At 29.7% G+C, this 12208-nt stretch carries 8 protein-coding genes; all 8 read left to right on the top strand.

What is annotated here, in order from left to right:
- Positions 1-612: 612 nt before the first annotated feature.
- The 8 genes from uvrB to infB all read left to right on the top strand — a co-directional run bounded on the left by uvrB (position 613) and on the right by infB (position 12043).
- On the top strand, positions 613-2616 hold the full coding sequence (gene uvrB, locus BCF59_RS03175) for an excinuclease ABC subunit UvrB (RefSeq protein ID WP_134111164.1): 2004 nt from the start codon (positions 613-615) through the stop codon (positions 2614-2616).
- A gap of 33 nt (positions 2617-2649) precedes the next feature.
- A complete protein-coding gene (locus BCF59_RS03170) occupies positions 2650-5376 on the top strand; it encodes a cation-translocating P-type ATPase (RefSeq protein ID WP_208317614.1) in 2727 nt (908 codons plus the stop codon).
- A 79-nt stretch (positions 5377-5455) separates the two neighbouring features.
- Positions 5456-7279: a tRNA uridine-5-carboxymethylaminomethyl(34) synthesis enzyme MnmG gene (mnmG, locus tag BCF59_RS03165; protein ID WP_134111161.1), complete on the top strand. Its 1824-nt coding sequence runs from the start codon at positions 5456-5458 to the stop codon at positions 7277-7279.
- On the top strand, positions 7279-7713 hold the full coding sequence (locus BCF59_RS03160; RefSeq protein WP_134111159.1) for a 23S rRNA (pseudouridine(1915)-N(3))-methyltransferase RlmH: 435 nt from the start codon (positions 7279-7281) through the stop codon (positions 7711-7713). Before mnmG ends, BCF59_RS03160 begins: the two co-directional genes overlap by 1 nt.
- Positions 7714-7825: 112 nt before the next feature.
- Positions 7826-8257, top strand: coding sequence for an LSm family protein (locus BCF59_RS03155; protein WP_134111157.1), 432 nt, complete (start codon positions 7826-7828; stop codon positions 8255-8257).
- A gap of 10 nt (positions 8258-8267) precedes the next feature.
- Positions 8268-9980 (top strand): transcription termination factor NusA, encoded by a 1713-nt coding sequence (locus BCF59_RS03150; protein ID WP_134111155.1) that lies wholly within the window; start codon positions 8268-8270, stop codon positions 9978-9980.
- Positions 9961-10254 carry a YlxR family protein gene (locus tag BCF59_RS03145; RefSeq protein ID WP_166666800.1) on the top strand — a complete coding sequence of 98 codons (294 nt, stop codon included), beginning with the start codon at positions 9961-9963 and terminating at the stop codon, positions 10252-10254. Before BCF59_RS03150 ends, BCF59_RS03145 begins: the two co-directional genes overlap by 20 nt.
- Positions 10238-12043: a translation initiation factor IF-2 gene (gene infB / locus BCF59_RS03140; RefSeq protein ID WP_134111153.1), complete on the top strand. Its 1806-nt coding sequence runs from the start codon at positions 10238-10240 to the stop codon at positions 12041-12043. Before BCF59_RS03145 ends, infB begins: the two co-directional genes overlap by 17 nt.
- Positions 12044-12208: the final 165 nt, after the last annotated feature.

The raw sequence follows: 12208 nt of genomic DNA, 5'->3' as shown, positions 1-12208 counted from the left end.
TTTAAAAACTTAATTAATTAAATTCAAACAATTTATTAAAATTTATTTTTGTACTCTAATTTTAGTTTTTTTTTTTTTTTCAAAGGAAAAATGAAGATTTTTTAAAATTATGGATTATTCTTACTATTTTTTCACTTTTGTTAGTCTTTAAATGTAAACTCAAAAACTACATTAATAAAAAATTAAAAATAGTGTAATTTTTTGTATTTATAAAATTTGTTAGGTTTTAAAAACCCTTTTCTATTCAAAATAAATAGAAAAAGGGCTAATTATCAGTAATGAATTTACTTTTAAAATAAGAGTTTCAATTGAAACACACTCATTAAAATCTTGTGTTTAGCTGAACAGTTAGTCATGTTTGAGTGATAAACAAAAAATGATTATTTGCATAAAGAATATAAAAAACAAAGAAGATTATCAAGATGTATCTAATAAATTAATAAGAAAATGATTCATTCGTCCAATATAATCCGAGAAAAAACGTGATTGAGAGAAAAATATTAATAACACCAGTTTTAAATTAGAAAAGCTAATTACGATGAAATTTAAATTAATTCAGTTTCTAAATATAATGAAAGTAAAATGCTTTAATTTATGTATATAATTATACTTATGAGTATTTTTAAACTAAATGCTAATTATAAACCATCAGGTGATCAACCTAAGGCTATTGATTTTTTAGTTCACGGAATAAAAGATGGATACAAAGACCAAGTTTTACACGGAGTAACTGGTTCTGGTAAAACTTTTGCTATTGCAAATGTCATTAAAAACTTTGATAAACCCACTTTAATACTTTCACATAATAAAACCTTAGCAAGTCAACTTTACTCCGAATTAAAAAACTTTTTTCCGGATAACGCAGTAGAATACTATATTTCCTATTTTGATTATTTTAGGCCTGAAGCATATAAACCTAACACCGACACTTATATAGAAAAAGATTCAAGAACTAACGAACAAATTGAAATTATGCGTTTGAGTGCGATAAATTCTTTAATAACAAGAAAAGATGTGATCGTAGTAGCTAGTGTTAGTGCAATTTATGGAGCATTGAATCCTGAAATTTATAAAGATGCATTTTATCGTTTTTATAAAGGTTTAAAAATTATTAAAAAGGATTTTATTTATAAATTAATTAAAATCCTTTATACCAGAAATGATGTCAGTACCAAAGTAGGTGAATTTTCGGTAAAAGGAGACATTATTGTAATTCGTCCTTCGGATATTGAAAAAATCGCTGTAAGAGTAAGTTTTTTTGAAGATGAAATCGAAGAAATTGCTGTGATCGATGCAATTAGTAAAAATGTGATTGAAAAAGTTAATTTATTTGTGTTAGTTCCGGGTGATGCTTATGCAACCGATGATAGTATTTATGACAAAATTATTCCGAAAATTAAGGATGAACTTCAAAATCGTTTAAAGGAACTATATGCAAAAAACAAACTCTTAGAGGCACAAAGACTACAACAAAGAGTTAGCAGCGATATCGATGAACTAACTGAATTTAAAATGTGTAAGGGAATTGAAAACTACTCAATGTATTTAGATGGTAGAAATTTTGGTGAGCGACCTTATACTTTATTGGATTATTTTCCTAAAGAATCACTAATGTTTATTGACGAATCTCATATGTCAATTCCTCAATTAGGCGGAATGTATAACGGAGATAGGTCCAGAAAATTAACATTAGTTGAATACGGCTTTCGTCTACCTTCTGCCTTAGAGAATCGGCCATTAAATTTTCCTGAAATCGAAAGTAATTTTGATTTTTTTAAAGTTTATATCTCAGCTACACCCGCAGAATACGAATTAAAAAAGTCACAAAAACAAATTACTCAAATGTTTATTAGACCCACTGGTTTAACAGACCCAAAGATTATTATCAAAAGCACCGAAAACCAAATGCAAGATATTCACGATATTATCATTAAACAACGTGAAAATGGAGAAAAAACAGTTGTAATCACAGTAACGAAAGAAAGTTCAGAAAAAATTACCGAATACTTAATTTCGTTAGGTGTAAAAGCTGCATATATTCACTCTGAATTTGAAACTTTTCAAAGAAATGAATTAATTCGCAAATTGCGCACTGGACAAGTTGAAGTTTTAATCGGGGTTAATCTGTTACGTGAAGGAATTGATATTCCAGAAGTATCGCGCGTTTTGATTTTAGACGCAGATGCACAAGGTTTCATGCGTACTGCATCATCACTAATCCAAATTGTGGGTCGGGCTTCTAGAAATGCAAACGGTCTTGCAGTCTTATATGCAGATAAAATTACACCAGCAATTAAAGAATGTATTGAGGATAATCAATTAAAACGTAAATTACAACTTCAATACAATCAAGAACATCATATTATTCCAAAAACTATTTCAAAACCAATCCCGCCTTCTTTATATGGTAATAAATTTTCAAATGCAGTTGACTTAATTTTTAAAAAGAAAAAACATAAATCTATACAAGATTTAAAAGACGAACAAAAAATTATCGACGAATTAATCATACAAATGGAACAAGCATCTAAAGAACGTGATTATGAACGCGCTATCGAAATACGCGATATGGTATTTGAATTACAAAAAGAATTAAAAAATAAAACTAATAAATAAATTTTTAAAATATAATAAATAAATCGAAAGGATATAATATTGAAAGAAAATCATAGACAGCTTGGACTAACCACAGCAGAAGCGCTATCAAGACAAAAAAAATTTGGTTTGAATAAAATTCATAGTGATCAAAAATTAAACATTTTTAAAATTTTTTTAAATCAATTCAAAGATTTTATGATTATTTTATTGCTAATTGCCGCCTTATTTAGTCTAACAGTTGCTTTTTATGAAACATTTGCTAACAAACCAGGCACACAACAAATTGTCATTAGCTTTGTAGAACCGCTGATTATTTTAATTGTTATTATATTAAATTCAATGTTGGGCACTTACCAAGAAATTAAAAGTAATCAAGCAGTTAAAGCTTTAGAAAAAAACAATGAATTAACAGCAAAAGTATATCGCGATGGAGTCTTAGTTAACATTCCGGCAACCGAATTAGTAGTTGGCGATGTCATTGTTTTAGAAGCAGGTGATTATATCAGTGCTGACGCAAAATTATTTGAAGCTTTTTCACTTAACATTGTTGAATCTGCTCTTACTGGCGAATCCTTACCAGTTTTAAAAATGGTTGGCGAAATTAATAGCAATGATAATGTTCCGTTAGCAGAAAGATTTAATCAAATTTTTGCCGGAACATACGTAAGTGGTGGTCGCGGCGTTGCAATTGTTACAGCGATTGCAAAAGAAACCGAATTAGGAAAAATTAACCAATTAATCAATGAACAACAAACACAATTAACACCATTACAAATCAAGCTCAATAAACTAAGTAAAATTTTTGGAATTTCAGGAGTAGTTTTATTAATTATTACCACTCTTATTCAAATTTTATTAAGTAATATTTTTTCTGGTCATTGAAATAACCCAGAAGTATATTCAAACGCTGTAATTATCGGAATTTCCTTAGCTGTTGCAGCAATCCCTGAGGGCTTAATTACATTTACTACTGTTTTATTAGCTATTGGCGTTTCGAGAATGACTAAAGATAATGTTATTATAAAATCATTTCCAGAAATTGAAACATTAGGTTCAACCAGTATTATTTGTTCTGACAAAACCGGGACATTAACCGAAAATAAAATGACAGTAGGGAAATTTTATGATGCCAATAACCCAAATTGTGATCTTGAAAAATCACAAGCATTAGGGGCATTAGTTGGTTGTTGCGATGCTTCAGTAACGTTAAATCCGAAAGGTAAATATATTGAAGTTGGCGATCCAACCGAAACCGGAATTCTCAGATTCGGGTTACAAAACAACAACTCTGCAGAAATGTTTTATCAAGCATTCAATAAAATTGATTCAATACCATTTGATAATGAGCGTAAAATGATGTCAATTTTAGTACGCGATAAAAATGATAATAATATTATCATCACCAAAGGTGCTCCAGATGTTATTTTTGCAAAAAGTAAAGATACAACTGACGAACATATTCATCTAAATGAAAAATGATCTCAACAATCTTATCGTGTAATTGCTGTTGCTTATAAAAACCTTGGTAAAAATATTGATAAAATAACTTTAGATGACGAAAATAACTTTAACTTTTTAGGGCTGATCGGGATGATTGACCCACCACGTAGCGGAGTTAAAGAAAGCATTGCAGAAGCTCGTTTAGCAGGCATTAAACCAATCATGATTACCGGCGATCACCTTACTACTGCAGTAGCAATTGCAAAAGATTTAGGAATTTATAAAAGCGGTGATAATGCAATTAATGGTACACAATTAGCAGCAATGACTGACGAAGAACTAAATGATGCGGTAGTTAATATCTCAGTTTATGCACGGGTAAGTCCTAATGATAAACTAAGAATTGTCAAAGCCTGACAAGCACACCATCACGTTGTCGCCATGACTGGTGATGGTGTTAATGATGCTCCCGCATTAAAAGCAAGCGATATTGGTGTAGCAATGGGGATGACTGGCACTGATGTTTCAAAACAAGCTGCTGATGTAATTTTAACTGACGATAATTTTACAACCATCGTCAAAGGAGTGCGTTCTGGTAGAGAAACCTTTGATCGCATCAAAACAGTTATATTAAATTTACTTATTTCTTCATTAACCGAAATAATTGTCATGGTGGTTGGATTATTTGTTTTATCATTTATTTTTAAAGAACAAATTAAGACATCAGAAATAGTAATTTTATCAGCATCTCAATTGTTATGAATTAACTTATTAACTCACGGTTTACCCGCAATTGCTTTAGGGATGACACCATTAGATGCAAACGTTATGCAACGACAACCATTTCATAAATCCGAAAGTATTTTTTCTCGTGGAATGGGTTGACAATTATTAATCCAAAGCTTTATTATAGCAATTGCAGGCACTTTAGCATATATTATTACGGCAGTAGTTGCTACTCAAAATAAGATTTTAGGAAAAGAATTTGTTGAACTAACTTCAACCGCAATGTTTATCACAGTCGGTGTTGCAGCAAGTATTAATTCAATTAATTTAATGTCTCAAAATTCTATTTTTAAATGCAGCATACTAAAATATAAATTAGTTTATGCAGCAAGTTCGTTTTCACTACTTTGCATTCTTTTCGTTGCCTTCGTTCCAGGTGTGCGTGAAGTGTTTAAAATGGTAAATATTAGCGAACTTGTAAAAAATGGTTTATATAGTCCTGCATTTTGAATAGCCCCAATTCTTTTAGGATTTAGTCTAACTATTTACTTAGAAATTGTGAAGCTAATCAAACATATAAAAACTAATAAAATAAAATACTTATTAAATTAAACTAATAAGTATTTTATTTTGCTGAAATTCTAAATTTATATAACTAATAAAACTTAAAAGATTTGATACAATAAGATTTATGAAAACAAGTAATTATCAAGCAATTGTAATAGGTGGTGGACACGCTGGAGTCGAAGCAATATTCGCACTCGCTAACAAAGGTCATAAAGTTGCCTTAATTTCTTTTGATTTATCTCATTTAGCAATGATGCCATGCAATCCATCAATTGGTGGCCCGGCAAAAGGAATAATTACTAGAGAAATTGATGCTTTAGGTGGAGTACAAGGTTATTTTTCTGATTTAGCAATGATTCAAATTAAAATGTTAAATGAATCAAAAGGCCCAGCAGTTCGTGCCTTACGAGCTCAAATAGATAAAGAAAAATATTCAAAGATAATTACCAAAGCATTATCAGATCATCCAAATATCACTTTAATTGAAGCGGTGGTTGAAGAAGTTTTAGTTGATGCAAACAAAACAGTAACCGGTGTGCGTTTATCGAATAATAGTATAATTAATACAAAAATGTTGGTCATTACTACCGGAACATATATGAATTCGAGAATTTTGCGCGGTGATGAGATTACTGTTTCAGGACCCGATAATCAAAAAACTACACCTAAATTAAGTTTATCACTACAAAATTTAGGACTACAACTACAAAGATTAAAAACCGGAACACCGGCTCGCGTTTATGCTGATTCAATTGATTTTTCAAAAGTTGAAAAAGAAAATTTAGAAGATACTGTAATGACTTTTTCAAATCGCTCTAATGTTAAGCTTGATAAACAAATTTCTTGTTATTTAACCTACACCAACGAAGCAACACACAAAATTATTGAAGCAAACATTAATAAATCAGCAATGTATTCAGGTTTAATTGAAGGAATTGGTCCCAGATATTGTCCAAGCATCGAAGATAAAGTTATGCGTTTTCGTGATAAAATTAGACACCAAATATTTTTTGAACCAGAAACAAATGATGGTAGCATCATTTATGTCAACGGAATGTCGACCTCGATGCCAATTGATATACAAGATAAAATGTTACGTACCATACCTGGTCTGAAAAATTGTCGAGTACAAAAATGAGGTTACGCGATTGAATATGACGCACTCAATCCATTACAAATCCAACCTTCATTAGAATCAAAAGTTATTACAAACTTATTTACTGCAGGACAAATTAACGGAACTAGCGGTTATGAAGAAGCAGCCGCACAAGGTTTAATCGCAGGTATTAATGCAGCATTAAAATTAGAAAACAAACAACCACTAATTCTACAGAGAAACGACGCTTATATTGGTGTTTTAATTGATGATTTAGTTACAAAAGGAACCCAAGAACCATATCGTATGCTCACTTCGCGTGCCGAATATCGCCTATTACTACGTAACGATAACCCTGATTTAAGATTAGCAAAATACGGCTACCAAGTTGGTTTAATTTCACAAAAGGATTATGATTTTGTCATTGTTAAATATCAAAAAATAAACGAAAAAATTCAAGAGTTAAGTAACCAATTTTTGTCATCTAAATCTCCGTTGGCTCAAAAATATGGAATCGAAAACGGCATTTCTTTACTTAAGGTTTTAGCAAGACCAGAAGTTCATGCTGAAGAAATTTTAGGCGATTTTAAATTTAAAAACGAATTAACAACCATGGTTCGCTTAGATGGTTATATTAAAAAACAAGAAACCCAGGCACAAAAAATGAGCCGTTTAGACAACTTAAAAATTCCTATTGACATTAATTATGACAATGTAATTAATTTAGCTACGGAAGCTCGCCAAAAATTAGAACAAGTGCGTCCACAAACCATTGGACAAGCATCGCGGATTTCAGGAATTAATCCGGCTGATATTCAAATGTTAATGTTTCATTTAAGTTCGCGTAAATAATGAAATTAAATATCATTGCTGTCGGTAGTTTATCAAAAGAGTATCAAGTTTTATATAACAGTTATCTAAAGAAAATTAACTTTTTTGCAAAAGTTAATTTAATTGAAATTAAAGAACAGAAAATGCCTAACATTGACCTAAAAATTAAAAAAGAGACTGAATTAATTTTGACTAAAATCCCAAAAAATTCAAAGGTTTTTTATCTTTCTACAAAAGCTCAACAATACAACTCCATAGAATTTGGTGAATTATTTGTAAATATTGATAATGTCACTTTTATAATCGGAGGTTCTAATGGTGTGGATGAAAGTTTTTTTGAAAATAAAATTAACTTTTCTAAATTGACCTTTCCACACGAATTATTCCGTATAATGTTGATAGAACAAATTTATCGTGCTTTTACTATTAAACACAATATTACATATCATAAATAATTTGAAAAATTGTAAGATAGTGTATAATAACACTTGATTAAAATAATAAATGAAAGGAGTTGTACAAGTTGTGCAACTCTTTCATATAAATGAATTAAATTAAGAGGTATGAATGGACTATAAACAGATTTTATCGCAAAATTTTAAAGATGTTATTGTTAGTGCAAAATTCATAAAAAACGACTTTGGAGAGACTTTAGAAGTTGTTACTACTTACAACGATTTAAAGGATGTGGAAACAATTTCAAAACAAATTTCAGCTTTTTTAGAAACTCAAACATGATTTACTGATGCACATAATCTAGAAGTTTTATCCAAAGGAGTAGAAACTACTTTAGATATCAACAATTTAAACGAAGTTATCGGTAAATATATACAAATTAAAACAAAAAAATCACTTTATTCACAAAATATTTTTCAAATACAATTATTAGAAGATCATCGCGAAAAACTTTTAGGGAAATGAAACCAAAAAGGACAAATTCGTAAAATTTGATTTGAAAAAAATAATATTTTATCAGCAGAATTATATATAAAATTTTAAGAAGGTAATTATGGGTAGAAAAAAGACACAAACTCAAAGCAAACAAAATATAAGCGCTGAAAATCATTCCCTTTATTTAATTACAAAAGGATTTGCTGAAAAACACCGCTTAGATTTCGATGTTATCTTAAACATTTTTGAAACTGAAACTGCAAAAACAATCCAAAAATATGTTAATCCTGAATCTGAAATTAAATTTATTGCAGACCACGAAAATCAAGTGGTTTATCCGGTTGTCTTAAACGGAACCGTAATTGATGAATCATCTGAAATAGAATTTGAGGATCCAGAAATAACAGGTGAACCAGATTTACAAAAATTAATTTATGTAAAAATCGATGAAATCAAAACCAAGAATCCTGAAATCAAAGTTGGAGACCCAATTGAAATTTATTTTGATTTTACATGATTAACTAAAAGACAAAAAGCAGCAATTAATAATGGTTTTAAAACGGAACTTAAAAGAATTGAAAAGGAACGTATTCAAGAAATCTTTAGTAATAAAATTGGAACAAAATTTTATGCAAAAGTAAAACATAAATTACAAAGAGGTAATTTAAGTGTTGAAATTTTTGATAACGATATTGCTTACAACGCTTTTTTAGCGAGTGATGAAACAAATAAATCAATAGAACTTAATCAAGGTCAAACAATTGAAGTTATCTTAAAAAGAATTAATATCGAAAGTAATATCAACACACTTGAAGTAACAATGATTGATCCTTTGCAAGTATCTGATGCTTTAAAAAAACAAATCGTAGAAATTCAATCAGGTGACATTCAAATTATTAAAATTCAACGTTCACCAGGCATCAGAAGTAAGGTTTCGGTTCGTCCAAATCCTGAAAAACATTTTAATTTTGATATCATTGGTTCAATTTTTGGTGAAGGTGCAAAACGCCTAATTGCAGTTTCGGAAACGCTTGGAGAAAAAATTGATATTATTAGATATTCAGATAAAAAAAATGAATATATTAAAAATGCATTATCACCAGCCAAAATTATTGATGTTAAAATTCATAAAGTAACTCAAAAAGCTTATGTAATTGTGCAGGACGAAGACTTGACTAACACAATCGGAAAAAGAGGAATTAATATCGAACTAGCTTCTAAACTTACCTCAACCAGAATCGAAGTTATTACAGTTGAAAAAGCTTTAAAATTAAAAATTCCATTTACTCAACCACTAAAGAAAATTGCTAACACCAAAGAAAAAAGTTTCTTTAATCAAACAAGAAATCATCATAAAAAATCTAAACCAAATAGTTATCTTAAAGATCTTAACATCTCGATGGATGAATTTGATAAAGACGTACAAGAATTTATTTCATCAATTAATATGAATTTAGATCAAAACAAAAAATCACTTTTAAATACAAAAAATAAACAAACTATCAAAACAGCACAACAACCAAGTGAATCTGTAATGGATGATTTATTTGAAAATATGGAAGAAAAATTATACGAATCCGAAGCACATTCTGATGCTTATGACTTTGTAGATGACATTAATAGTTCGTTTGATATTAATTTTGCCGCCGAAAATGAATTTGATGAATTTCAAGAAGAAACTGAAAATAAAGACAAAAAAACTCACAAAAAACGAAATATGATTAAAGAATACAAAAAAATTAAAGACTTCAAGGTTGATGATGATTTAGCAAGTTACGGCTTAGATTCAGATATCGATTTAAGTGATTTAGATGATGAATGAGAAAACTAAAAACTACACTCGAAAATGCATTGCAACCAATCAAATTTTAGATGCAAAGAAATTAACACGCATTGATTTTGATAAGAAAAAGAATCAATTAACACTAGATATAAATAAAACTTTAAAAGGGCGCGGGGCTTACTTTTTATGTAATTTAGACAATTGAAATAAAATAACAAAAACTAAGGCTTTAAATCGCACATTTCGTACTAATATAACCAAAGAAATGTATGATAATTTACAAACAGCAATTATGGAGGTGATATATGGCCAAAAAGAATAATAGAATTAGTAATGTGGATGAAATCAAACAACAACTACAAACCACTAAGACTGAAGTAAAAGACGGAATTTTTATTTTTACTGGAAAAATGACAATTGCTGATTTTGCTAAAATTACACGGATTAATAGCAATGATATTATTAAGAAATTTTTCCTTAGCGGAAAAATGTATAATGTCAATCACATTTTATCAGAAGAAGAAATTGGTGAACTTTGTTTGGAAAATGGTTTAGATTTTCAAAAAGAAACTAATGTAGATGGAAGTAACTTTTTAGATGAAATAAACTTCCAAGATAAATCTGAAGATTTAATCACCCGTAGTCCAATTATCACTATTATGGGACACGTAGATCACGGGAAAACCACTTTAATTGACAAAATTAGAAGTTCAAATATTGTTGCTACCGAATCAAGTGGAATTACTCAGCACACCGGAGCATATCAAATCAAACACAAAAATGCCAAAATTACTTTTTTAGATACTCCAGGCCATGAAGCATTTACCAAAATGCGTGCACGCGGTGCAAAAATAACTGATATTATTATTTTAGTAGTAGCTGCTGATGATGGAGTAATGCCACAAACTAAGGAAGCAATCCAACACGCAAAAGCAGCCAATGTTCCTGTTATTGTTTTTGTTAATAAAATAGATAAACCTAATAAGGATTTAAACCGTATAAAAGGTGAGTTAGCCGAAAACGAAGTGGTAATTGAAGAATATGGTGGAGATACTCAAATTGTATATGGTTCAGCTCTAAATGGAGACGGATTAAACGAACTTTTCGACGCAATCACATTATTAGCTGAAGTATTGAATTTAAAGGCCAATCCTAAAAGATATCCAATTGGAACTATTATTGAATCTAGAATTGATAAAGGATCCGGAGTTGTATCTACAATTATTGTAGAAAACGGAACTTTATATAGAGGAGATTTTTTAGTAGCCGGTTCAAAATATGGACGGATTAGATCTATTATTGATACAAATAATCATCCAATTGAAAAAGTTAATCCAGGAATGCCGGCAATTATTAATGGATTAAACTACGCTCCAGATGCTGGCGATAAATTCATTGGTTTTAGTGATGAAAAATTTGCTAAGAAGTTAGCCAACGAAAAAGCTTTTGCTGATAAAATGAATTTATTACATGATAAAAACTTAATTTTAAAAAACCACGAGGGCAAAAAAGTAATTAATGTCATCATTAAATCAGATGTTCACGGAACAGCCGAAGCAATCAAAGGCCAAATTAATCACCTAGAAAACGATGAAGCAGTAATTAAAGTTATTGCAGCATCTGCTGGTTATATTAGTGGAAACGATTTACTTTTAGCTCAAGCTTCAAATGCTACTATTTTCGTCTTTAATCTCAAAACACCTGCAAATATAAAGCAAAATGCACAATCACAAAAAATTAATATCATTGAACATAATGTAATTTATAAAATTATTGAAGATTGCCAGATTATGTTAGATGAGCAAAAGGCACCGGTATATGAAGACCGCAAGATTGGTGAAGCACACGTTTTAAAAGTATTCTTTTACTCAAAAGTAGGAAGTATTGCGGGATGTATGCAAGATTCTGGTGTTGTAAAGGAAAAATGTAAAGTGAAAGTATACCGTAAAACCAAACTAATCCATGAAGGAGAACTTGAAAGTTTAAGACGCGAACTAAATGATGTCAAAGAAGTTGTAAAAGGCAAAGATTTTGGTACTCATATTAAAAACTTCAACGACATTCAATTAGACGATGTTTTAGAATTTTATGAAGAAGTAAGAATAAATTAACAAAAACTATATTAAATTAAGTAACTAAACACTCATCAGAAAACTGATTTTTAGTTATTGATATATTCCCAAGTTTTATTTATTAAAATTTCTAAGTTTAAAAAACTTAGAGAGAAAAATAACGCAATAGCTGCTTTATAGAAAATTTTCAAAATCGTAATTGGC

This window comes from Mycoplasmopsis mustelae (assembly GCF_004365095.1).
Taxonomy (GTDB): Bacteria; Bacillota_I; Bacilli_A; order Mycoplasmatales; family Metamycoplasmataceae; genus Mycoplasmopsis; species Mycoplasmopsis mustelae.
The sequence above is the reverse complement of the archived record's forward strand: the minus strand, read 5'-3'. Positions and strand labels throughout refer to the sequence as shown.